Source organism: Ruegeria sp. BA2 (assembly GCF_056539605.1).
Genome location: NZ_JBQFVE010000006.1, coordinates 232,764 through 254,959 on the forward strand (window position 1 = coordinate 232,764; position 22,196 = coordinate 254,959).

The window sequence follows — 22,196 nt, forward strand, 5'->3', positions numbered from 1 at the left end:
GGTGCCCCTTTTTTGCGTGGAGAAACGAAAAACGGCGGTTCCCAGGGAGGAGGAAGGGAACCGCCGTTCTTTTCTACACCAGGGCAGGGAGGAGGAGAGCCCTGATGTATTCGAACCCGGGTTTGATCCCGGTATGAGGAAGACGCGGCGACGTCTGGGAGGAGAGTGACGTCGCCGCGCGCTTTCAACATCGAGGCAGGGAGGAGGAGAGCCCCGATGCATCAGGTTCCGGCTGTCATGGCCGGTATAAGATGCGGCAACGTCAGGGAGGAGGAGAGACGCTGCCGCTGAAATACAGGTCCAAAAGGGAGGAGGATGGACCTGATCTCGGTGTTTCGTGCCGCGCTTACTGCGCGAATTTATCTCCAACGGCTTGCTGTGCCAGTTGGCGGATCATCGAGCGATGCAGACCCAGGTCTGCCAGTTCGCGATTGGACAGAGCCGACAGCTCGTTGACGGTCTGGCGGTAGAGGCGATAGCGTGCAAAGCGAGTCTTTACAGTTTCAACCAATGCCGCGACGCCAAATGCTGGTGCGCCTTTCAGAGCTGTTTGTGTGCTTGCGACTGCCATTTTCATCATCCGTTCATTCTTGCTGTTTCCGGTAACATCCGGCGTTTGCTTGAGACTGAAAATAGGTGAATGCTGCGATTGCACAATAGCCCACGTTGTCAATGCTGCTATGCAGCAAATGCATGGATTGTCGCGATAATTCGGTTTGCCCCAATAATTACCTTCAAAATATAGGTTTTCATAATTGGACCGCGATCAGTCTTGCGGAGGGCATCGGATCATGGTGCTCAACTCTTGGGCTGAATTGGCGTTTATTTTGGCGAAAAATGATCGCGGTTGGGAAGCGTCACGGACGCGTCACCTGTCTTGCTGATCCAATTGCCACGATATGGGAAAGCATGGGCCAGTTGTGGGAATGGCGCCGTAAGGGCACGCGATTCGCCGTTCATTGCGGAGTTTTTTTATTTGATTCTGGAACTCTTGTACTTCTTTGAAAAATTATTGGGAATTCGTGGGAGAATAGTCTCCATTGAGCAATTTAGCATATATGGTGTTGACATTTATGATAAGCGCTATTTGTGGTGCTTAACGCTCGAAATCAAATCATCCTCACGATCATTGGGAGCTGCAGATATTTCCTTCTGCATAAATTTCCTATTGATTTCCATGAATTCCCATGGCATCCCTTATTTACCCGATGAGGGCGAGGACAGTTAAGGGGCGCTAAATGACCCCGAACCAAAAATATAAAAACAGGTTTCATACAGGCATCTCGCTTTCATCACTCAACAGATCCGGCGCGCGGGCGAGCAGACATCCCCCCAGGTGGCGCGCGCAGCTGGACATCCCGCACAGCGGGTCAATGCGGCGGGTTGATCAGTGGCAGCAGATCAACCCGCCGTTTTTCATCCGGGGGGAACGTGAATTTTGAGGTGGGGCGCAAGCGAAAGGGACAGTCGTCTTGGCGCGCAGGTTTAGAGGTGAAAGCCACCATAAGGTGGATACGAAGGGCAGGGTCTCGATCCCGGCCTCGTTTCGCCGTGTGCTTGAAGCGTCCGATCCCAATTGGCAGCCCGGTGACAATCCTGAGCTTGTGATCGTCTATGGCGATCACCGCCGCAAATACCTTGAATGTTATACCATGGAAGCAATCGACGAGGTTGACGCCAAGATCGATGCGCTGCCTCGTGGTTCTATGCAGCGGCGGATGCTACAGCGGATGTTCCATGGTCAGTCCTTTCCGACCAATGTGGACGAAACCGGCCGTCTGGTGCTGCCTGCTAAGCTGCGCACCAAGATCGAACTTGATAACGAGGCGTTCTTTATCGCCGCCGGTGATACATTCCAGATTTGGAAACCCGAGACCTACGAGGCTGAAGAACTGGCCACGACCGAGGAATGGCTCGACGATCTGCCCGAGGATTTCGATCCGATGCAGTATCTCGACGGCATCGGGGATGGGTGACGGCATGGCCGGCGCTCAGACCTCATCGGATAAACCTCACATCCCTGTTCTACTGCGCCCATTGTTGGCCGTTGTGGCGCCTGTGTCCGGGAACTGGTTGGATGGCACATTCGGTGCAGGCGGCTATACGCGCGGCCTGCTTGAGGCCGGAGCCGAGAAGGTCATTGGCGTGGATCGCGATCCACTGGCCTTTGAGATGGCCGCAGATTGGGCCGGTGAATATGGTAACCGGCTGGTGATGCAGCAGGGCGTTTTTTCTCGCATGGATGAATATGCGCAGGATCTGGACGGGGTCGTGCTGGACCTTGGTGTCTCATCCATGCAGTTGGATCAGGCCGAGCGGGGCTTTTCTTTCATGAAAGATGGCCCACTGGACATGCGTATGAGCCAGGAGGGCGAAAGCGCCGCCGATCTGGTCAATTCGGCGACCGAAGAGCAACTGGCTGATATCCTGTTTCATTTCGGAGAAGAGCGCGCCAGCCGTCGTATCGCCAAGGCCATCGTCAAGACACGGGCCGACGAAGCGATTACCACAACGCTGCATCTGGCTGAGATTATCGAATCCTGCCTGCCGCGCCCGAAACCGGGTCAGTCACATCCGGCGACGCGCAGCTTTCAGGGCCTGCGCATCGCGGTGAACGCGGAATATGAAGAGCTGTTTCAAGGCCTTATGGCGGCCGAGCGAGCTTTGAAACCCGGAGGGCAACTGGCTGTTGTCACCTTTCATTCGATCGAAGATCGGATGGTAAAGCGGTTCTTTCAATCACGTGCGGGCAAAACCGGACGCGCCAACCGTTATGCGCCGGAAGTGGCGCAGGATCAGCCGCAATTCACGCTCAAGACCCGCAAGGCTGTGGGGCCAGATGATCAGGAGTTGCAGGAAAACCCGCGCGCGCGCTCGGCTAAATTGCGCGTCGCGGTCAGAACGGATGCCCCGGCGGGGGAAATTGAAGCCCGCGCCATCGGCATGCCGCAACTGGGGGGAAGGGCAAGATGAAGAGTATTTTTTATGTGTTGACGGCCCTTTCCGTGTTCGGGCTGGCGCTGTGGGCGTATCAGGAAAACTATCGCACGCAGCAGGTGTTGAAAGAGACCCAATCGTTGCAAGGTCAGATCGGCATGGCACAGGCGCGGCTGGCGGTACTGAATGCCGAATGGGCTTATCTGAACCGCCCAGATCGTCTGCGTGAGCTTGCAGATTTGAATTTCGAACGTCTTGGCCTGTTGCCGCTGCGGGCTGAGCAGTTTGGCCGCGCCGACCAGATTTCTTACGGCGAAGACCCGGATCTGCCGATCGTGGACCCGCTTGAAGTGCAAGATATCACCAATGTTCAGGCTCTGATCGAGGTGCAGGTTCCATGACACGCACGCCGCTCCGACCTCTGGCTCGCATCCTCGACGCTCGCGCTAAAGGTGAAAACCCCAAAGCGATCGAGCGCGAAAACATCCGCAAGCGCCACGAAGACATGAAGGATCGCGCCCGCGCTCGGGCCGAGGGCCGATTGCTGGTGCTGGGCCTGTTTTTCTTTTGCGCTTTCTCGGTGGTGGGCTTCCGCATGGGCGTTCTGGCGACGTCTGAGGCGCAGGAACCGCTGGCCAGTGCGCCGGGGGCTTCGATCGCGATGCAGCGTGCGAATATCGTCGACCGCGAAGGGCGCATTCTGGCGACCAATCTGGACACCTATTCCGTCTACGCTCAGCCGCCGCTGATGATCGACCCGATTGCCGCCGCCGATCAACTGGTTGCGATCTTCCCAGATCTGGAAAAAGAACGTCTGGTTAAGGACTTCACCGGAAAGCGCAAGTTCCTTTGGATCAAAAAGCGCATCTCGCCTGAACAGAAGCAGGCCGTTCACGACATCGGCGATCCGGGCATTCTGTTTGGCCCGCGTGAAATGCGGCTCTATCCGAATGGTCAGTTAGCTGCACATATTCTGGGTGGCTCGGGTTTTGGCCGTGAAGGCGTCAGCGCCGCCGAGGTGATTGGTGTTGCAGGTGTCGAGAAGCAGTTCGACGATTATCTGCGCGATCCGGCTAACGGTAATAAGCCGCTGCAACTATCGCTGGACCTGACCGTTCAGGCGGCTGTTGAACAGGTGCTGTACGGCGGCATGAAGATAATGAACGCCAAAGGGGCATCGGCGGTTCTGATGAATGCGCATACGGGAGAGGTGGTATCCGCTGCCTCTCTGCCGTCTTTCGATCCCAATGACCGCCCACGCCCGCCAACTTCGGGCTTTGATCCTTCGGACAGCCCATTGTTCAACCGCTACGTCCAGGGCGTATATGAGTTGGGTTCGGTGTTCAAAATCTTCACCGCCGCGCAGGCCGTGCAGCTTGGGCTGGTGAATTCCAACACGATCATCGATACCTCAGGCCCGATGAAGATCGGTCGATTCCCGATTGGGGAGTTCAACGGAAAGAACTATGGCGAGATCAGTGTTGCCGACGTCATCGTACACAGCTCGAACCGGGGCACCGGGCGGCTGGCTTTGCAGATCGGTGGCCAGCGGCAGCAGGATTTCCTGAACGCTCTGGGAATGTTTGACCCAACCCCGTTTGAAATTGTCGAGGCCAAGGGTGGGCAGCCGCTGAAGCCCAAGAAATGGGGTGAGCTAAGCACCGTCACGATCTCTTACGGGCATGGTTTATCGACCAGCCCGATGCATCTGGCGGCGGGTTATGCGGCGATTGCAAACGGTGGGCACTATGTTAGCCCAACAATCTTGCGCCGCAACGGTCCGCAATACGGCCCGCGCGTGATGTCAGAAAGCACTGCAGAGCAAGCGCAGAACATGCTGCGCCGGGTGGTGACCGACGGCACCGCAAGCTTTGGTGATGTCAAAGGGTATGACGTGGCTGGCAAGACTGGCACCGCCGATAAGCCCAAGCCGCGTGGTGGGTACTATGAAGACAAAGTCATCGCTACCTTTGCTACGATCTTCCCGGCATACGATCCAAAGTACGTATTGATTGTCACGTTGGATGAGCCATCCATCGTGGCCTACGGCGAAAAGCGCCGTACCGCAGGTTGGACGGCAGTTCCCGTTGCTGCCGAACTGATCGGACGCGTGGCACCACTCTTGGGCCTAAGACCACGGCTTGAGCCTGAGGCGCGCGCTGCTATAACGCTGACCTCAAATTAGGCTGTCCGGCGAAAGGTGGGGCATGGGTGATCAGTCAAAGAAACTCAGCGAACTGGCCCTGACCGCACGGGGTGGGGCTAATCCCGACATCACTGGTCTGGCTTTCGATAGCCGCGAGGTGAAAGACGGCTTTCTCTTCGCGGCCCTTCCTGGCACCCGTGTCCATGGCGGCGAGTTCATTCAGTTCGCTCTGCGTATGGGCGCCGCTGCCATCCTGACGGATGCTGAAGGGGCGGAAATTGCTGCCGAGGAATTGGGGGCCTTCGACGTTGCCCTGATCGTCACCGAAGACCCGCGCCAAGCGCTTGCGGGTGCAGCAGCGCTATGGTTCGGCGCACAACCGAAGACAATTGTGGCGGTCACGGGCACCAACGGTAAAACGTCCGTGGCCAGTTTCGTCCGCCAAATCTGGAGCGAACTTGATCTGGCCGCAGTCAATCTGGGCACCACCGGGGTTGAGGGCGCATGGACCGCCCCGCTGGCTCATACCACGCCCGAACCGATCACGCTCCACCGCTGTCTTGCCGAAGCTGCCAAGAATGGAGTGACTCATGCGGCGATGGAGGCCTCATCCCACGGGCTCGAACAACGCCGACTGGACGGGGTGCATCTGACCGCGGCAGGATTTTCGAACTTCACGCAGGACCATCTGGACTATCACGCCACGTTCGAAGCGTATTTTGCCGCCAAAGCTGGATTGTTTGATCGGGTACTGCCCGAGGATGGGGTCGCGGTGATTAACCTTAGCGATCCCAAAGGGGCCGAGGTACGCAAGATCGCGGAAGCGCGTGGGCAGAATGTTGTAACCGTAGGACCCGAAGGCGCAGATCTATGTCTTTTGAATCAACGCTTTGATGCAACCGGGCAGGACCTGCGCTTTGCTTGGAAGGGCAAGCCCCACCAAACCCGCCTGAACCTGATCGGCGGGTTTCAGGCCGAAAACGTCTTGCTGGCCTGTGGCCTTGTGATCGCCGCCGGGGAAGACCCCGACCGCGTTTTCGAAACCCTACCGCACCTGACGACGGTTCGAGGCCGCATGCAGCTAGCCGCCACGCGCGACAATGGTGCAGCGGTCTTTGTCGATTATGCCCATACGCCCGATGCCGTCGCCACCGCGCTGAAAGCAATGCGCCCTCACGTCATGGGCCGACTGATCGCTATCGTTGGCGCGGGCGGTGACCGCGACGCCACGAAACGCCCGCTCATGGGGCAGGCGGCGGCAGAAAACGCCGATTTGGTCTTTATCACCGATGACAACCCACGTAGCGAAGACCCGGCTGCCATTCGCGCTGCGGTCATGCTCGGCGCACCGGAAGCCACTGAGGTTGGCGACCGGGCCGAGGCGATCCTGCGCGGTATCGATGCGCTGCAACCCGGTGATGCGCTTTTGATTGCTGGCAAGGGCCATGAAACCGGCCAGATCGTCGGTGATCAGGTGCTACCATTCGATGATGTCGAACAGGCCAGTATCTCAGTCGCTGCTTTGGACGGGAGGGTCGCATGACGCTCTGGACCGCAGCCGAGGCGGCAGAGGCCACTAACGGTCGTGCCACAACTGACTGGCAGGTGAACGGCGTTTCCATCGATACCCGCACATTGCAGCCCGGGGATCTGTTTGTGGCTCTTAAAGCCGCCCGTGACGGCCATGATTTTGTCGCGCAAGCACTGGAAAAGGGCGCGGGTGCCGCTCTGGTGTCGCGTGTCCCTGACGGCCTGCCCGAGGGTGCGCCGCTTTTGATCGTCGAAGACGTGCAAACCGCGCTTGAGGGGTTGGGGCAGGCCGCTCGTGCCCGGACGGCGGCGCGCGTGGTGGGGGTAACTGGCAGCGTCGGCAAGACATCGACCAAAGAAATGCTGGCCAGCATTCTGGAATCCCAAGGTAATACCCATGCCAGCGTCGCCAGCTACAATAACCATTGGGGGGTGCCGCTGACACTGGCGCGGATGCCCGCCGATGCCGAGTTCGCCGTCATTGAAATCGGCATGAACCATCCGGGCGAGATTGCTCCATTGGCCCGTCAGGCCCAGCCGCATGTAGCGCTGGTGACCACAGTGGCTGCGGTGCACCTCGAAGCTTTCGACTCGGTCGCTGGCATCGCCCACGAAAAGGCCGCGATCTTTGACGGTCTGACCGAAGGTGGAACGGCGATCGTGAACGCGGATATCGAGCATTCGGGTATTCTGCACAGTTGCGCACAGGCCAAGGGCGCCAAAATCGTCGAGTTTGGCAGTACGGCCAATGACTATACACTGATACATGTAGACCAAGGCCCGGACAGCCTGCGGGCGCAGGGCCGGGTTGCCGATCGCGATATTTCTTTCGATGTTCAGTCTGCGGGCAAGCATTTCGCCATGAACGGGTTGGGAGCTTTGGCAGCCTGTGTCGAACTTGGCGTCGATTTGGATCAAGCCATCGCAGGCCTGCGCCGTTGGACCCCCGTAAAAGGACGCGGGGTGCGCGAGGTGATTGCGCTGCCGAGTGGAGCTCAGATCGAGCTGCTGGACGACAGCTACAACGCCAACCCGGCATCAATGGAGGCAGCTTTGGATGTGCTGGCTGCTTCGACAGGCAAGCACAAGATCGCGTTTCTAGGCGACATGAAAGAACTGGGCGCACAAGAGCATGAGATGCACGCTGCAATGGCCCAAGTCGCCTCGATGTCTCAAGTCCATAAGGTGCATTGCATTGGTCCGCTGATGAAAGCGCTGCATCAGGCGCTGCCGACAGAAAAGCGCGGGCTCTGGACTGAGACGAGCGCCGAGATGACCGAGCATCTGCCCGGTCTGATTCGCGATGGCGATGCGGTGCTGGCCAAGGGTTCGCTCAGCATGGCCTTGGCGCAGATTGTTGACGGTCTGCGGAAAATGGGGCAAGGGGGCGCGCTTGAGCCGTGAGTGCCCATGATGTCCGTGTGAGAAAGGTTTTGGTATGCTCTATTGGTTAACCGCCCTGTCGGATGGAGGGGATTTTTGGAACCTCTTCCGCTATATCACGTTTCGGGCAGGCGGAGCCTTTCTGACAGCTCTGATCTTTGGATTTCTGTTTGGAAAACCCTTGATCAACGTGTTGCGCAAGCGGCAAGGCAAAGGCCAACCGATCCGCGATGACGGCCCCGAGGCGCATCTGTCCAAAGCAGGAACTCCTACGATGGGTGGGCTCTTGATCGTAGGTGCGCTTGTGACCTCGACCCTTATCTGGGCACGATTGGACAATCCTTATGTTTGGATGGTGTTGTTTGTAACGCTGGCATACGCCGCAATTGGTTTTGCCGATGATTATGCCAAAGTATCGAAACAGAATACCAAGGGGGTTTCGAGCAAGACGCGGTTGGCGCTGGGTGTGTTGATTGCCGTATTGGCGTCGCTTTGGGCGGGACTGCACCACCCTGCGGACTTGCAAAATCAGCTCGCTCTTCCTGTGTTTAAGGATACCTTGATCAATCTTGGTTTGTTTTACATCCCATTTGCGGTGATTGTGATCGTAGGTGCCGCCAATGCGGTAAACCTGACAGACGGTCTGGACGGGTTGGCCATCATGCCAGCGATGATCGCGGCTTCGACGCTGGGCGTCATTGCCTATGCGGTGGGTCGGGTCGACTTTACCGAATATCTCGACGTGCACTACGTACCCGGCACCGGTGAGATCTTTATTTTTACCTCGGCACTCTTCGGTGCAGGCTTGGGATTTTTGTGGTACAATGCCCCCCCGGCTGCGGTCTTCATGGGGGACACCGGATCACTTGCGCTGGGAGGAGCACTGGGCGCGATCGCCGTTGCCACGAAACACGAGTTAGTTCTGGCCGTTGTAGGGGGGCTGTTCGTGGTCGAGGCGCTGAGCGTGATCATCCAGGTTCTGTACTTCAAACGCACCGGCAAGCGCGTGTTTCTGATGGCCCCGATCCACCACCATTATGAGAAAAAGGGTTGGGCGGAACCCACCATCGTGATCCGTTTCTGGATCATCTCGCTGATCCTCGCGATGATCGGGTTGGCGACGCTGAAAGTCCGTTAAGGCTCCCGCCCGGTTCGGAGGGCCTGCGGCCCGCCTGCCACCCGTTGGGCCCGGCTCGCGCTGCCGCGCGAGCCTGAACACGCCCTTGCCTTTGGGAAATCCTTCGGTGCAGTGTGGCGCGAAATTCTGATCTACGAAGGTGGCGGCATGATCCCGGTCAAAGGGTATTCAGGGCAAAAAGTTGCGGTTCTGGGGCTGGGTCGGTCTGGTCTGACCACGGCGCGTGCGTTGCGGGCAGGCGGCGCCGAGCCGGTGTGCTGGGATGACAATCCGGCTGCGCGTAAGGCGGCTGAGGGTGAAGGCTTCGCTTGCGTTGATCTACGCCGTCACGGGGCGTTTGATGAGATTGCAACTTTGATCGTTTCGCCCGGGATACCACATCTTTATCCCACCCCGAATCCGGTGGTGGCTGCTGCTTTGGAGGCGGGCGTTCCGGTCGACAATGATATCGGCCTGTTCTTTCGCTCCTTCGCTGGTCCTGAATGGCATAACTACGACACCCCGCCTCGGGTGATTGCAGTGACCGGATCGAATGGCAAATCCACCACCGCAGCTCTGATCCATCACATCCTGACAGAGGCGGGGCGCGACTCGCAACTGGCGGGCAATATCGGGCGCGGAGTGCTGGATATTGATCCGGGTGGCGATGGCTCGGTCGTTGTTTTGGAGTTGTCCAGCTATCAGACCGAACTGGCTCGCGCATTAACCCCGGATGTGGCGGTGTTCACCAATCTCTCGCCGGATCATTTGGATCGGCACGGAGGTATGGGGGGCTATTTTGCCGCCAAACGTCGCCTCTTTGCTGAGGGCGGGCCTGACCGTGCGGTCATCGGGATAGATGAGGCTGAGGGCGCGTTTCTGGCCGGTCAACTGGCCGAAGGGCCTGCAGATGACCGGGTGATCCGCATCTCTGTCACACGCAAGCTGGTTGGGCCGGGCTGGCAGGTCTTTGCCCGCAAGGGGTTCTTGTCGGAATATCGCAAGGGGCGTCAGGCGGGGGCGATTGACTTGCGCGAAATTAGAGGCCTGCCCGGCGCGCATAATCATCAGAATGCCTGCGCGGCCTACGCTGCGTGTCGCTCGCTGGGCCTTGCCCCCCGCGTGATCGAAGACGCGCTGCATAGTTTCCCGGGCTTGCCGCATCGCAGCCAGATCATCGCTGAGGCAGACGGTGTGACCTATGTGAACGACTCAAAGGCCACCAATGTGGACAGCGCTTTGAAAGCGTTGAGTGCATTCAAAAAGATTCGCTGGATCTGCGGAGGGCTTGAAAAAGAAGGCGGGCTTGAGGCGCTGAACGCGGCAGGAGATCATGTGATCAAAGCCTATGTGATTGGGCGCGAGGCCGCAGGCTTTGCTATGCAGCTTGAGGCCGAGGCGCAAGTCTGCACCACAATGGCTGTCGCTGTGGAACAGGCCATGGCCGACGCGCAGCCTGGAGAAACCGTGCTATTGGCCCCGGCTGCGGCCAGTTTCGACCAATATGACAATTTCGAACAGCGCGGCGATGATTTCGTGGCCGAGGTCAAAAAACGCCTCTGAAAGCAATGCGTTTGCAATAGATCGCCGGTTCGGCCAAGCTGTGGCCTATCTGCTTGACGCGCCTTGCGCATTGGTTTTTGCCTTCAGGAAATTCAACACGAGGTCATGAATATGCCAAATCGTAAACTTCTTCTGGTCGTTCCCGCTCTGCTTGCTGCCGCAGCCTGTACGAATACCGGAGCCAACTATCAGCCCGTAATTGATGGTCCGGTTGGCCCGAACTACAACTCGGACTTGTTCCAGTGCCAGCAGCTTGCAGCTTCACAGGCCAGTGTTGACGGATCGACCGCAGGGAATGCGGCCATCGGTGCTGCAGGTGCGGCAGCCGTGACCGGCATCGTTCAGGATAGCAGCGACAATCTGGGTCGCGCCGCTGTTGCTGGTGCTCTGGTCGGTGCTGGAGCCGATGTGATTAACAAGAACCAGAACAAGGAAGTCATCGTGCGCAACTGTATGCGTGGACGCGGCTACAACGTGGTCGGCTAACGACTGGCGATGGCTGTACCTGCGGCGTGGCCTGATGACCATGCCCACTGGAAGTTATAGCCACCCAACCAGCCGGTGACATCCACCGCTTCACCAATCGCATAGAGGCCGGGGACATCCCTGGCCTCCATCGTTTTGGACGACAAGCCTTTGGTGTCGATCCCGCCCAGAGTGACCTCGGCTGTGCGATAGCCTTCGGTGCCTGAGGGCGTGAGCGTCCAGTTAGACAGCGCGTCGATCAGATCACTCAGCGCTGCATCGGATTGGTCCGCCAAATTGCCTTGCATTGGGATTTGATGCTTAAGGTGATCCACCAGCCGCGTAGGCAGGTGGTGCGCCAATTCGTTGGTCAGTGCCTTGCGACCCGCAATTTGTCTTTGTTCACGCAGCAGCTCGAACAAAGGGAGTTCGGGGATAAGGTTGACCCGTATCGCCTCACCCTCACGCCAGTATGATGACAGCTGCAGTACCGATGGCCCGCTGAGCCCACGATGCGTAAACAGCACCGCCTCGTCGAAACTGGTGCGTTCGTTGGATAGGCGTGCAGGCAGTGAGATGCCGGACAAATCCTTGAAACGCCCGTCTGAGAAAGTGAAGGGCACCAGTGCTGCTCGTGTCTCGGTTATCTGCAGCCCGAATTGTTGCACGATGTCATAAGCCAGCCCGGTCGCGCCCATTTTCGGGATCGACTTGCCGCCCGTGGCCAGAACCAGATTGCGACAGGATAGACGAATGTGCTTGCCTTCTCGTTCGACGTCCAAAGCAAAACCGTTCTCGGTTTTGCGCAAATCGCGCAGCGACGTCTGCACCCAAAGCTCGGCCCCTGCGCGGGCCATTTCGTCCAGCAGCATCTGGATGATCTGTTTCGAGGATCCGTCGCAGAACAGCTGCCCCAGCGTTTTTTCATGCCATGCAATGCCATGGCGATCGATCAGTTCAATGAAATCCCACTGCGTGTATCGCGCCAGCGCTGATTTGCTGAAATGCGGATTTTGCGACAGGAAGTTGCCCGGCCCCGCATACATATTAGTGAAATTGCACCGCCCTCCGCCCGAGATGCGGATTTTCTCGCCCGGCGCTTTGGCGTGATCGATCACCAGCACCCGCGCGCCACAATGAGCGGCGCACATCATACCGGCCGCACCGGCACCAAGAATGATCGTCTCAAAATCCATGTGCTGCGCATGGCGTGGATTGTGAGCGATGGCAAGAGCGCAAACCAAAACGGTGCGTGTGTGGATATTTTAAGTTTCTGGTTGGCACCTGGGCTTGTGTCATCTGATATGCGGAATTTCAGTAGCATTGCGCACTGACGTGCTAAGCTCGGTGCCAATGTTCGCCCGTTAGATATTGTTTAAAGGATAAAACTATGCGGTTTCCAAACTTCATTACGGACTTTCCAAGACTGGACGTACCATTTCCCGAAGATGTCGTGCAGACAGCAGTCGTTCGATCTGATGCTGGTTTGGTCGCCTTTTTTACTTTTTTCAAAGATATGGAGCTCCCACTACATTCACATGGTGCCCAGTGGGGTACGGTGGTGGATGGCGAAATTGAGCTCACAATTGGTGGAGACACGAAAGTTTATCTGCCAGGTGACAGTTACTCGATTCCGGCCGGAATAGAGCATGGCGGACGCATCAAGGCGGGTTCCCGGGTGATCGACGTGTTTGAAGAATCTGACAGATACCCCATCAAAGACTGACGTTATGCTGTTTGGACAAGGTCGTGGGGGGCGGTTGATATAACCACACTTCATTGCCCCTCGGATCAGAACGCGCAGCTTGATTGCAGGCGCGTTCGGCAACGACCAGATCATAGTGCGGGAATTCCGGTTCTGCCCGTCATTCCTCTAGCCCAAACGCCAAATTCCCTGTAGACTCTCAATCAGATCCCGAAAACGGGACGTTAACGAGGCAGATAGTGGCGGTATCTCATGACTGAGATGGTGTATGGCGCGGTCCAGGACCAGCGCGGCGAACCGATTCTTCCAAAGTGGTGGCGCACGATTGACCGCTGGACGATGTCCTGCGTTTTGATCCTGTTTGTCATCGGATTATTGCTGGGGTTGGCCTCCTCGCCGCCGCTGGCTGGGCGTAACGGGTTCGATCCGTTTCACTATGTTGAGCGTCAAGCCCTGTTTGGCGGGCTGGCGCTGGTCGCGATGTTGCTCACCTCGATGATGTCGCCGACGTTGGTTCGGCGTCTGGCGATATTGGGTTTCCTTGGTGCCTTTATAGCATTGGCCTTTCTGCCGATCTTCGGCACCGATTTTGGCAAGGGCGCGGTGCGTTGGTACTCGCTGGGCTTTGCTTCGCTGCAGCCTTCGGAATTTCTCAAGCCCGGTTTTGTTGTTGTAGCTGCATGGCTGCTGGCCGCCTCACAGGAAATCAATGGCCCACCCGGACGGCTTTGGTCCTTTGCACTGTGCATGGCGATCGTCGCGATGCTGGTGATGCAGCCTGATTTCGGACAAGCCTGTCTGATCCTCTTTGGCTGGGGTGTGATGTATTTTGTGGCCGGTGCTCCGATGCTGCTGTTGGTCTGCATGGCAGGGGCCGTGGTCCTGGGTGGCATGTTTGCCTACTCCAATTCCGAACACTTCGCGCGCCGGATTGATGGCTTCCTCAATCAGGAACTCGATCCTACAACCCAGCTTGGATATGCCACCAACGCCATCCGCGAAGGCGGTTTGTTTGGCGTCGGCGTGGGCGAAGGACAGGTAAAATGGTCTTTGCCCGACGCGCATACCGATTTCATCATTGCGGTGGCGGCCGAGGAATATGGGCTGATCCTCGTCCTCATCATCATCGCGCTTTATTCGCTGATCGTGGTGCGATCGCTGCTGCGGCTGATGCGCGAGCGGGATATGTTCATTCGTCTGGCAGGCACCGGTTTGGCCTGCATGTTCGGTGTTCAGGCCATGATCAACATGGGCGTCGCTGTACGTCTTTTGCCCGCCAAGGGCATGACTCTGCCATTTGTCAGCTATGGCGGCTCGTCCCTGATCGCAGGTGGCATCGCCGTGGGCATGTTGCTGGCCTTTACCCGAACCCGCCCGCAGGGCGAGCTAGGGGATATTCTGCGCGGACGTGGCTAATGAGCAAACCCTACCTTCTGATTGCGGCAGGTGGCACCGGGGGGCATATGTTCCCCGCGCAAGCGCTGGCCGAGGCGATACTGGCCAAGGGCTGGCGGGTGCGTCTGTCGACAGATCCACGCGGCGCGCGCTATACGGGCGCGTTTCCTGATGGCGTTGAGATTGCCGAAGCCTCCTCGGCGACTTTCGCCCGAGGAGGTCTGGCTGCGAAAGTTATGGCGGGCCCAAAGATTGCTGCGGGCGTGACCGGCATGGCAGCGCAGATGATGCGCGACAAGCCGGATGTTGTGGTCGGATTTGGCGGCTATCCCACGATCCCAGCGCTGGGTGCAGCAACGCTGCTGAAAGTTCCCCGTATGATCCACGAACAAAACGGTGTTCTGGGTCGTGTGAACCAACTGTTTGCCACCCGTGTGGCGCAGGTCGCCTGCGGTGTCTGGCCCACCGATCTGCCCGACGGGGCCAAAGGCATTCACACCGGCAACCCGGTCCGTGCTGCCGTTCAGGAACGGGACGGAGCGCCCTATATCCCGCCCGGAGATTACCCGATGTCGGTGCTCGTCATAGGCGGGTCGCAAGGTGCGCGCGTGCTCAGCGACATTGTCCCGGGTGCCATTGCTGCTTTGCCCGAGTTTTTGCGATCATTCATCCGTGTCTCACATCAGGCGCGGGATGAAGATGGTGAACGGGTTCAGGCTTTTTATGCTGAACACGGCATTCGCGCCGACGTACAGCCTTTCTTTGACGATGTCCCCCGCCGCATGTCAGACGCGCAGCTGGTGATCAGCCGGTCTGGCGCGTCCAGCGTGGCCGATATCTCGGTGATCGGGCGACCCTCGATTCTGATCCCGTTTGCAGCCGCCGCGGGCGATCACCAGACGGCCAATGCTCGTGGGCTTGTTCAGGCGGGCGGGGCGATCATGATCCCCGAAAATGCGCTTGACGTCGCCGCGCTGACAGAGCAGATGACCACGGTTCTCACCAACCCCGAAGCCGCACAACAAATGGCCCATGCCGCGCTATCGGTCGGGGCTCCGGACGCAACCGAGCGACTGGTGGCCCTTGTCGAACAACTGGCGCAGAAGGAGACCTTATGAATCCAGCAACCAAACTGCCGCAGGACGTTGGACCGATCCACTTCGTTGGTATCGGTGGCATCGGGATGTCAGGCATTGCCGAGGTACTTTTGAACCTTGGCTACCGGGTTCAGGGCTCGGACCTGAAGGCGTCAAAGATCACAGACCGTCTGGCCGCATTGGGGGCTGAGATATTCGAAGGCCAACGCGCCGAAAACTTGCAGAACGCAGCTGTGGTTGTGGTCTCGACGGCAATCAAACCGGGCAACCCGGAACTCGACGAGGCGCGAGCTCAAGGCCTGCCGGTAGTTCGCCGCGCCGATATGCTGGCCGAACTGATGCGCTTGCGTTCGAACATCGCCATTGCCGGAACCCACGGCAAGACCACTACCACGACGATGATGGCAGAATTAATGGTGGCCGGAGATTTCGACCCGACGGTCATCAATGGCGGGATCATCCACGCCTATGGCTCAAACGCCCGAATGGGGCAGGGTGAATGGATGGTGGTTGAGGCCGATGAGAGCGACGGTTCGTTCAACCGCTTACCTGCAACCATCGCGATCGTCACCAATATTGACCCCGAGCATATGGAGCATTGGGGTGATTTCGACAAACTGCGTGACGGCTTTCACGAATTCGTGTCGAACCTGCCGTTCTACGGCCTGGCTGTGTGCTGCACTGACCACGCCGAAGTGCAGGCTTTGGTTGGCCGGATCACTGATCGCCGCGTGCGGACCTACGGGTTCAACGCACAGGCCGACGTGCGGGCCGAAAACCTGACTTACAAAGGCGGCGTGGCGCATTTCGACATTCACCTGCAATACGAAGACAAGGTGATCGAAGGCTGCACCCTTCCGATGCCGGGTGACCACAATGTCTCGAACGCCTTGTCTGCCGTCGCCGTAGCCCGCCATCTGGGCATGAAAGCCTCGGAAATCCGCGACGCGCTGGCCAATTTCGGCGGCGTCAACCGGCGTTTTACAAAGGTTGGGGAAATCAACGGTGTTACCATCATCGACGATTACGGCCACCATCCGGTCGAAATCGCCGCTGTCCTCAAGGCCGCGCGTCAGGCAACCGAAGGCCGCGTCATCGCTGTGCATCAGCCGCATCGATATTCGCGCCTTTCCAATCTATTTGATGATTTCTGCACCTGTTTCAACGACGCCGACGTGGTGGCCATTGCCGAGGTTTTTGCCGCAGGCGAGGACCCGATCGAAGGTGCCAGCCGCGATGATCTTGTGCAGGGCCTGATCCGCCACGGTCACCGTCATGCGCGCGCCATCTTGGATGAAAGCGATCTTGAGCGTCTTGTGCGCGAGCAGGCGCGCCCGGGCGATATGGTCGTCTGCCTCGGCGCCGGTACGATTAGCGCCTGGGCCAATGGTCTGCCCGATCGGTTGATCGCCAAAGCGAGCTAACCCCTTGGCATTGTCGCTCATAATCGCTTGCGCCTGGGTGCTCGCCTCAACCATCGTGGCGATGCTGCCTATGCGCCTGCAATTCCCACCGGGCGTTGTGTTGTTTGCCAGCGCGCCGGCGTTGATCCTGTGGCTGAGCCTTGACTTTGGCTGGTTCATCGGAGCGCTGGCCATTGCCGCATTTGTTTCGATGTACCGCAACCCGATCCGCTTTTACTGGCGTAAATGGACGGGTCAGGAGGTGTCGGAATGAGTTGGTCGATCGCGCTCGCCGGTATTTGGGGGGTGACCGCAAATATACTCGCCATGCTGCCCAGCAAGGACAACCACTGGCGTCGAGCCTATTTCCTGATCGCCGTGGGCGTCCCCATTTTAGGTTACGTTACCTATGAGAATGGTCCGTGGATCGGTCTGCTGGTGCTAGCGGCAGGCATGTCCGTGCTGCGCTGGCCGGTGATTTATCTTGGGCGTTGGGTGCGGCGCAAGCTTTGATGCCTTGCGATCAGAATCGAAATCCGCGATCTAATGAACATGAGAACCTATCCGACTTCACGCGGTACACTCACCGAAAACCGTTCGCTAAACGATTTGACATGGCTGCGCGTCGGCGGTCCTGCGGATGTGCTGTTCCAGCCCGCTGATATCGAAGACTTACAGAGCTTCCTGTGTGATCTTCCTGCCGATGTTCCGATTTTCCCCATGGGCGTCGGTTCCAATCTCATCGTCCGCGATGGGGGCCTGCGCGCCGTGGTGATCCGTCTGGGCCGAGGCTTCAACGGTATCTCCGTCGATGGCAACACCGTTACGACAGGCGCGGCTGCGCTGGATGCGCATGTGGCGCGCAAGGCGGCGGATGCGGGGGTTGATCTGACTTTCTTACGCACGATCCCGGGTTCGATCGGTGGTGCGGTGCGCATGAACGCGGGTTGTTATGGCAGCTATACGGCGGATGTGCTGCAAAAGGCCACTATCGTTACGCGGGCTGGAGAGGTCATGGACCTGTCCCCGCAGGACCTCAACTTCCGCTATCGTCAATCTGACTTGCCCGAAGGCGCGGTGCTGGTCTCGGCAACGCTCCAAGGCCTCTCGGGTGATCCGGACGACCTGCATGCGCGCATGGAAACACAGCTGAAAAAGCGCGACGAAACCCAACCCACCAAAGACCGCAGCGCGGGGTCGACTTTTCGCAATCCTGCCGGGTTTTCTTCGACTGGACGCGCGGACGATGTGCATGATCTGAAGGCGTGGAAGGTTATCGACGACGCTGGCATGCGCGGTGCGACCAAAGGTGGGGCTCAGATGAGCCCCAAGCATTCGAATTTCCTGATCAATACCGGTGACGCAACCGCTGCAGACCTCGAAGGTCTGGGCGAAGAAGTCAGAAAAAAGGTTTACGAAACAAGCGGCATCACGCTAGAGTGGGAAATCATGCGGGTCGGTGATCCGCTGGAAAAATAAAGCCCCAACCGTCAGACCACAATCAGGCAATTAACGGCGACGGATCAAAGGCATAAACGCAGTACGGACCACCACATAGGGTCCGGGGACATTGAGGCGCACATTGGGTATGTCGAGCAGGACAAACCCCAAAGTGGCGGTATTGATGGGTGGCCCCTCGGCTGAACGCGAGGTGTCTCTCAGCTCTGGGCGCGAATGCGCAGCCGCCCTTGTGGGAGAAGGCTTTGAAGTGGTCGAGCTGGACGCAGGTCCAGACCTCTATGCGCGCCTGTTAGACATCAAGCCGGATGTGGTTTTCAATGCCTTGCATGGCCGCTGGGGTGAGGATGGCTGTGTGCAGGGCCTGCTGGAATGGATGCGGATTCCATATACGCATTCCGGTGTGCTGGCTTCGGCACTTGCGATGGACAAGCAGCGCAGCAAAGAAGTTTATCAGGCCGAAGGGCTACCCGTTGTCCCCAGCGTGATCGTGCCCAAAGTTGAAGTGATCGAGGTTCACGTGATGGAGCCTCCTTACGTGGCTAAGCCTAACAATGAAGGCTCAAGCGTTGGCATCTATATCGTGCATGAGGGCTCGAACGGACCTCCGCAGCTGTCGGATGATATGCCCGATCACATCATGGTTGAGAAATATGTGGCAGGCCGAGAGCTGACGGTGACTGTGATAGGCGACCGCGCCCTGACTGTTACCGAAATCATGACTGATGGCGGCTGGTACGACTATGATGCCAAGTACAAGCCGGGCGGCTCGTGGCATGTGCTGCCTGCGGACATTCCGCAGGACATTTTTGACCGTTGCATGGACTACGCTCTGAAGGCGCACAATGCCTTGGGCTGTCGCGGCGTGACGCGCACCGACTATCGGTGGGATGATCGCAAGGGTGCGGATGGTCTCTTCCTGCTGGAAACCAATACGCAGCCTGGCATGACGCCAACCTCTCTGGTACCCGAGCAGGCCGAGCATTGTGGCATGACATTTGGTCAACTCTGCGCCTGGATGGTGGAGGACGCCTCATGCGACCGCTGACCGCCACCCGCGCGCCCGTTATTCACCGGACCAAAGCTTTGGCCGGGCCAGATGCGGATTTTGCTGCGGCTCCCAGACCCGAACCCAAGGCTGAACCCAAACTGCACCTGCGTGGAATGCGCCTGTTTGGCCGGGCAGATAGTGCAGACCCTGCGCCCTCACGCCTCAGCTATCGCTTTCAGCGCTGGATGCTTACACCCGGTATTCGGCGTGGGCTAAAACTCGGCCTGCCCGTTCTGGCTGTTGTCGGTTTGGTTGGCGGCTTCTTCGCTTCGGAAGAACGGCGCGATGCGGTCAATACCTTTGTCGCCGACATTAAAACCTCGATCCAGGAACGGCCAGAATTCATGGTCAACCTGATGGCGATCGACGGGGCAGGGACCGCTTTGTCGGAAGACATCCGCGAGGTGGTGCCGCTCGATTTCCCGCTCAGTTCCTGGGATCTGGATGTGGAAATGATCCGCGACACCATCACCGGACTTGATCCGGTGAAGTCGGCGACCGTGCGCATTCGCCCCGGTGGCATCCTGCAGGTAGACGTGATCGAACGTCAGCCGGTCATCGTCTGGCGCACCCGTGACGGGATCGAGTTACTGGACGAAACCGGCGCTCATGTCGACATGGTCAGGGCGCGAGCCGATTTCGCGAACCTCCCTCTGATCGCCGGAAAAGGTGCGAATAAACATGTGTCTGAGGCGCTGGAGATCCTAACCAGTGCAAGCAGCCTTGGCACTCGGGTCCGAGGTCTTGTGCGCGTGGGCGAGCGACGCTGGGATCTGGTGTTGGACCGCAAGCAACGCATCATGTTGCCAACTGAACGCCCCGCGCGGGCACTCGAACGCGTACTGGCGGTGAATGAAGTTCAGGACCTTCTGGAACGTGATGTGGCTGTGGTTGATATGCGTCTCGGCCAGCGGCCAACTATCCGAATGAATGAAACGGCCAGCGCAGACTGGTGGAACACAAAAGTAGATGTGAGTAGCGGGCAGTAACGACTATGATGACCGATCTTTATCAGTCTCAACGCGCCATGCGGCAGATGCGCCGACAGGCGATGCAACGCGGTGTTGTCGCCATTCTGGACGTGGGCAGTTCCAAAATCGCCTGCCTCGTCTTGCGCTTCGACGGGACAGGGCGGTTGTCCGAGGATAACTCGATCGGTTCTATGGCAGGTCAGACTGGGTTCCGGGTTATTGGCGCGGCGACGACACGCTCGCGCGGGGTGCAGTTCGGCGAGGTTACTGCTATGCAGGAAACCGAACGGGCCATCCGCACGGCGCTACAGGCGGCTCAGAAGATGGCGGATATCCGTGTCGATCATGTTATAGCCTCATTTTCCGGGGCCAACCCGCGCTCTTACGGTCTGGACGCACAGGTCGATTTGGAAGGGCAATTGGTGACTGAGGCCGAGGTCGGCCGCGTCCTGAATGCTTGTGACGTGCCGGATTATGGCGATGGGCGCGAAGTGCTGCATGCGCAACCTGTGAATTTCGCGCTCGATAACCGCTCCGGTCTTATCGACCCGCGCGGGCAACTTGGTCAAAGCCTGGCCGTGGATATGCATATGCTCACCGTCGACGCAGTGGCGATACAGAACATCGTACGCTGCATCAAGCGCTGTGATCTGGAATTGGCGGGGATCGCAAATTCGGCTTATGTGTCTGGCATCTCAGCGCTTGTCGAGGATGAACAAGAGCTGGGTGCGGCCTGCATTGACATGGGCGGTGGCACCACCAGCATCTCGATCTTCATGAAGAAACACATGATCTATGCCGACTGCGTGCGCATGGGTGGCGATCACGTGACCAGCGATATTTCCATGGGCCTTGGCGTTCCCGCTGCGGTGGCCGAACGGATTAAGACTTTCAATGGCGGAGTACACGCCACCGGTGCCGATGACCGCGACCTGATCGATATCGGCGGCGATACCGGCGATTGGGAGCATGACCGCCGCACCGTCAGTCGCGCAGAGCTGATCGGCATCATGCGGCCACGCGTCGAGGAGATTCTGGAAGAGGTCCGCACACGCTTGGACGCCGCAGGTTTTGACCACCTGCCCAGCCAGCAGATCGTGCTGACCGGTGGTGGCAGTCAAATCATGGGTCTCGACGGTCTGGCCAGCCGTATTCTGGGCCAACGTGTGCGTTTGGGCCGCCCGCTGCGTGTCCACGGCTTACCGCAATCGGCAACGGGACCGGGCTTTTCTTCGGCAGTGGGCCTTAGCCTGTTTGCGGCGCATCCGCAGGACGAGTGGTGGGATTTCGAGATCCCGGTCGACACCTATGCCGCGCGCCCCTTCAAGCGCGCCGTGCGCTGGTTCCGTGATAATTGGTAAAACCCTGCGCCGGATGGCCCTTGGCGCGGCCTTCTGGCCAGCTGCGGCCTCGGCGCAAACTCTGATCACGCCTGAGGCGTTTTTGAACGCCGTCGTCGGCAAAACCATCACGTTTCACGAAATCCGCAGCGGGTTGCTGGTGGGAACGGAGGAGTTTCTCAGCCCCAATCACTCGGTCTGGCGGATGGAGGGGCGGGGGTGCGTCTATGGGCAGATCACCACGCCAAACGGCCAGATTTGCTTTCTTTATGATGACGCGCCTAATGGCTTGCCGATCTGCTGGTGGCCATTTCTGCATAATGATCGGCTGATGGTTCGTCTGGCCCGCTTTGTTGGCAGCGAAACGCAAGAAGTTCGCAGCATCTCAGAGGACGGCTTGAACTGCCCAAGTGTACCATTGGGTTGAAGAAATCGGTTGCAGGGCAGGCCAAATTCCCGCAAGATGAATCCAAGGCCCGACAGAGGCCCAGCGGCAGGACGTTGAGCAGTTTTCCGCGATCAAACGAGTGAACAATAAGTTTGCGCACCCCCGCAAGGCGGGTGGCTTTTCCCGTGTGTAGTGGTTCACTAACCAATTGCCGCAACATATCGCGGTAGCAGCGAAATGCCGCTGT

At 58.4% G+C, this 22,196-nt stretch carries 22 protein-coding genes; 20 read left to right on the forward strand and 2 right to left on the reverse strand.

What is annotated here, in order from left to right; all coding sequences use genetic code 11:
• Positions 1-346 precede the first annotated feature (346 nt).
• Positions 347-571 carry a DUF1127 domain-containing protein gene (locus ACR0NN_RS15115; RefSeq protein WP_170683218.1) on the reverse strand — a complete coding sequence of 75 codons (225 nt, stop codon included), beginning with the start codon at positions 569-571 and terminating at the stop codon, positions 347-349.
• Between the two features lie 937 nt (positions 572-1,508).
• On the opposite strand from ACR0NN_RS15115, the gene mraZ reads away from it, so the two are divergent.
• The 9 genes from mraZ to ACR0NN_RS15160 all read left to right on the forward strand — a co-directional run bounded on the left by mraZ (position 1,509) and on the right by ACR0NN_RS15160 (position 11,162).
• Positions 1,509-1,976 (forward strand): division/cell wall cluster transcriptional repressor MraZ, encoded by a 468-nt coding sequence (mraZ, locus tag ACR0NN_RS15120; RefSeq protein ID WP_480684985.1) that lies wholly within the window; start codon positions 1,509-1,511, stop codon positions 1,974-1,976.
• A 4-nt stretch (positions 1,977-1,980) separates the two neighbouring features.
• Entirely contained in the window at positions 1,981-2,973 is a 993-nt protein-coding gene (gene rsmH, locus ACR0NN_RS15125; protein WP_170723770.1) for a 16S rRNA (cytosine(1402)-N(4))-methyltransferase RsmH, read from the forward strand.
• Positions 2,970-3,338 carry a cell division protein FtsL gene (ftsL, locus tag ACR0NN_RS15130; protein WP_170723488.1) on the forward strand — a complete coding sequence of 123 codons (369 nt, stop codon included), beginning with the start codon at positions 2,970-2,972 and terminating at the stop codon, positions 3,336-3,338. Before rsmH ends, ftsL begins: the two co-directional genes overlap by 4 nt.
• Positions 3,335-5,122, forward strand: a complete 1,788-nt coding sequence (locus ACR0NN_RS15135; RefSeq protein WP_170723487.1) for a peptidoglycan D,D-transpeptidase FtsI family protein — start codon at positions 3,335-3,337, stop codon at positions 5,120-5,122. The genes ftsL and ACR0NN_RS15135 overlap by 4 nt, the downstream gene beginning before the upstream one ends.
• A gap of 22 nt (positions 5,123-5,144) precedes the next feature.
• On the forward strand, positions 5,145-6,626 hold the full coding sequence (locus ACR0NN_RS15140) for a UDP-N-acetylmuramoyl-L-alanyl-D-glutamate--2,6-diaminopimelate ligase (RefSeq protein WP_480684988.1): 1,482 nt from the start codon (positions 5,145-5,147) through the stop codon (positions 6,624-6,626).
• Positions 6,623-8,017, forward strand: a complete 1,395-nt coding sequence (locus ACR0NN_RS15145) for a UDP-N-acetylmuramoyl-tripeptide--D-alanyl-D-alanine ligase (RefSeq protein ID WP_170723485.1) — start codon at positions 6,623-6,625, stop codon at positions 8,015-8,017. The genes ACR0NN_RS15140 and ACR0NN_RS15145 overlap by 4 nt, the downstream gene beginning before the upstream one ends.
• A 34-nt stretch (positions 8,018-8,051) precedes the next feature.
• Entirely contained in the window at positions 8,052-9,134 is a 1,083-nt protein-coding gene (gene mraY, locus ACR0NN_RS15150) for a phospho-N-acetylmuramoyl-pentapeptide-transferase (protein ID WP_170723484.1), read from the forward strand.
• A 147-nt stretch (positions 9,135-9,281) separates the two neighbouring features.
• Positions 9,282-10,676 (forward strand): UDP-N-acetylmuramoyl-L-alanine--D-glutamate ligase, encoded by a 1,395-nt coding sequence (gene murD / locus ACR0NN_RS15155; RefSeq protein ID WP_170723769.1) that lies wholly within the window; start codon positions 9,282-9,284, stop codon positions 10,674-10,676.
• Between the two features lie 111 nt (positions 10,677-10,787).
• Positions 10,788-11,162, forward strand: a complete 375-nt coding sequence (locus ACR0NN_RS15160) for a glycine zipper family protein (protein WP_480684990.1) — start codon at positions 10,788-10,790, stop codon at positions 11,160-11,162.
• On the opposite strand, the gene ACR0NN_RS15165 is transcribed toward ACR0NN_RS15160, so the two are convergent.
• The gene (locus ACR0NN_RS15165) at positions 11,159-12,337 is read right to left on the reverse strand and encodes a BaiN/RdsA family NAD(P)/FAD-dependent oxidoreductase (RefSeq protein WP_170723483.1); all 1,179 of its coding nucleotides are present in this window, start codon (positions 12,335-12,337) and stop codon (positions 11,159-11,161) included. The genes ACR0NN_RS15160 and ACR0NN_RS15165 overlap by 4 nt on opposite strands.
• Before the next feature lie 194 nt (positions 12,338-12,531).
• Here ACR0NN_RS15165 and ACR0NN_RS15170 point away from each other — a divergent pair, with 194 nt between their 5' ends.
• The 11 genes from ACR0NN_RS15170 (at position 12,532) to ACR0NN_RS15220 (ending at position 21,988) form a co-directional block, all read left to right on the forward strand.
• Positions 12,532-12,867, forward strand: coding sequence for a cupin domain-containing protein (locus tag ACR0NN_RS15170; RefSeq protein WP_170723482.1), 336 nt, complete (start codon positions 12,532-12,534; stop codon positions 12,865-12,867).
• A gap of 231 nt (positions 12,868-13,098) precedes the next feature.
• Positions 13,099-14,262, forward strand: a complete 1,164-nt coding sequence (gene ftsW / locus ACR0NN_RS15175; RefSeq protein WP_170723481.1) for a putative lipid II flippase FtsW — start codon at positions 13,099-13,101, stop codon at positions 14,260-14,262.
• A complete protein-coding gene (locus tag ACR0NN_RS15180) occupies positions 14,262-15,359 on the forward strand; it encodes a UDP-N-acetylglucosamine--N-acetylmuramyl-(pentapeptide) pyrophosphoryl-undecaprenol N-acetylglucosamine transferase (protein ID WP_170723480.1) in 1,098 nt (365 codons plus the stop codon). Before ftsW ends, ACR0NN_RS15180 begins: the two co-directional genes overlap by 1 nt.
• The gene (murC, locus tag ACR0NN_RS15185; RefSeq protein ID WP_170723479.1) at positions 15,356-16,762 is read left to right on the forward strand and encodes a UDP-N-acetylmuramate--L-alanine ligase; all 1,407 of its coding nucleotides are present in this window, start codon (positions 15,356-15,358) and stop codon (positions 16,760-16,762) included. The genes ACR0NN_RS15180 and murC overlap by 4 nt, the downstream gene beginning before the upstream one ends.
• A 10-nt stretch (positions 16,763-16,772) precedes the next feature.
• A complete protein-coding gene (locus tag ACR0NN_RS15190; protein WP_480684993.1) occupies positions 16,773-17,015 on the forward strand; it encodes a DUF2484 family protein in 243 nt (80 codons plus the stop codon).
• Entirely contained in the window at positions 17,012-17,254 is a 243-nt protein-coding gene (locus ACR0NN_RS15195) for a DUF2484 family protein (protein ID WP_170683204.1), read from the forward strand. The genes ACR0NN_RS15190 and ACR0NN_RS15195 overlap by 4 nt, the downstream gene beginning before the upstream one ends.
• A gap of 39 nt (positions 17,255-17,293) precedes the next feature.
• Complete coding sequence (gene murB, locus ACR0NN_RS15200) at positions 17,294-18,220, forward strand: UDP-N-acetylmuramate dehydrogenase (RefSeq protein ID WP_170723477.1); 927 nt, start codon at positions 17,294-17,296, stop codon at positions 18,218-18,220.
• A gap of 109 nt (positions 18,221-18,329) precedes the next feature.
• Complete coding sequence (locus ACR0NN_RS15205) at positions 18,330-19,247, forward strand: D-alanine--D-alanine ligase (protein WP_170723476.1); 918 nt, start codon at positions 18,330-18,332, stop codon at positions 19,245-19,247.
• Entirely contained in the window at positions 19,235-20,239 is a 1,005-nt protein-coding gene (locus ACR0NN_RS15210) for a cell division protein FtsQ/DivIB (protein ID WP_170723475.1), read from the forward strand. Before ACR0NN_RS15205 ends, ACR0NN_RS15210 begins: the two co-directional genes overlap by 13 nt.
• Positions 20,240-20,247: 8 nt before the next feature.
• Positions 20,248-21,582, forward strand: a complete 1,335-nt coding sequence (gene ftsA / locus ACR0NN_RS15215; protein WP_170723474.1) for a cell division protein FtsA — start codon at positions 20,248-20,250, stop codon at positions 21,580-21,582.
• The gene (locus ACR0NN_RS15220) at positions 21,569-21,988 is read left to right on the forward strand and encodes a hypothetical protein (RefSeq protein WP_480684996.1); all 420 of its coding nucleotides are present in this window, start codon (positions 21,569-21,571) and stop codon (positions 21,986-21,988) included. Before ftsA ends, ACR0NN_RS15220 begins: the two co-directional genes overlap by 14 nt.
• Positions 21,989-22,196 lie beyond the last annotated feature (208 nt).

Bases quoted from the DNA above. Each gene is read 5' to 3' on its own strand.
- murD (WP_170723769.1), top strand. From the start codon at position 9,282: ATGATCCCGGTCAAAGGGTATTCAGGGCAAAAAGTTGCGGTTCTGGGG.
- murB (WP_170723477.1), top strand. From the start codon at position 17,294: ATGAGAACCTATCCGACTTCACGCGGTACACTCACCGAAAACCGTTCG.
- ACR0NN_RS15180 (WP_170723480.1), top strand. From the start codon at position 14,262: ATGAGCAAACCCTACCTTCTGATTGCGGCAGGTGGCACCGGGGGGCAT.
- ACR0NN_RS15195 (WP_170683204.1), top strand. From the start codon at position 17,012: ATGAGTTGGTCGATCGCGCTCGCCGGTATTTGGGGGGTGACCGCAAAT.
- ACR0NN_RS15170 (WP_170723482.1), top strand. From the start codon at position 12,532: ATGCGGTTTCCAAACTTCATTACGGACTTTCCAAGACTGGACGTACCA.
- murC (WP_170723479.1), top strand. From the start codon at position 15,356: ATGAATCCAGCAACCAAACTGCCGCAGGACGTTGGACCGATCCACTTC.
- ACR0NN_RS15115 (WP_170683218.1), bottom strand. From the start codon at position 571: ATGGCAGTCGCAAGCACACAAACAGCTCTGAAAGGCGCACCAGCATTT.
- ftsW (WP_170723481.1), top strand. From the start codon at position 13,099: ATGACTGAGATGGTGTATGGCGCGGTCCAGGACCAGCGCGGCGAACCG.
- ACR0NN_RS15210 (WP_170723475.1), top strand. From the start codon at position 19,235: ATGCGACCGCTGACCGCCACCCGCGCGCCCGTTATTCACCGGACCAAA.
- ftsA (WP_170723474.1), top strand. From the start codon at position 20,248: ATGACCGATCTTTATCAGTCTCAACGCGCCATGCGGCAGATGCGCCGA.
- ACR0NN_RS15160 (WP_480684990.1), top strand. From the start codon at position 10,788: ATGCCAAATCGTAAACTTCTTCTGGTCGTTCCCGCTCTGCTTGCTGCC.
- mraY (WP_170723484.1), top strand. From the start codon at position 8,052: ATGCTCTATTGGTTAACCGCCCTGTCGGATGGAGGGGATTTTTGGAAC.
- ACR0NN_RS15145 (WP_170723485.1), top strand. From the start codon at position 6,623: ATGACGCTCTGGACCGCAGCCGAGGCGGCAGAGGCCACTAACGGTCGT.
- ftsL (WP_170723488.1), top strand. From the start codon at position 2,970: ATGAAGAGTATTTTTTATGTGTTGACGGCCCTTTCCGTGTTCGGGCTG.
- ACR0NN_RS15140 (WP_480684988.1), top strand. From the start codon at position 5,145: ATGGGTGATCAGTCAAAGAAACTCAGCGAACTGGCCCTGACCGCACGG.
- rsmH (WP_170723770.1), top strand. From the start codon at position 1,981: ATGGCCGGCGCTCAGACCTCATCGGATAAACCTCACATCCCTGTTCTA.
- ACR0NN_RS15165 (WP_170723483.1), bottom strand. From the start codon at position 12,337: ATGGATTTTGAGACGATCATTCTTGGTGCCGGTGCGGCCGGTATGATG.
- ACR0NN_RS15135 (WP_170723487.1), top strand. From the start codon at position 3,335: ATGACACGCACGCCGCTCCGACCTCTGGCTCGCATCCTCGACGCTCGC.
- ACR0NN_RS15205 (WP_170723476.1), top strand. From the start codon at position 18,330: ATGTCGAGCAGGACAAACCCCAAAGTGGCGGTATTGATGGGTGGCCCC.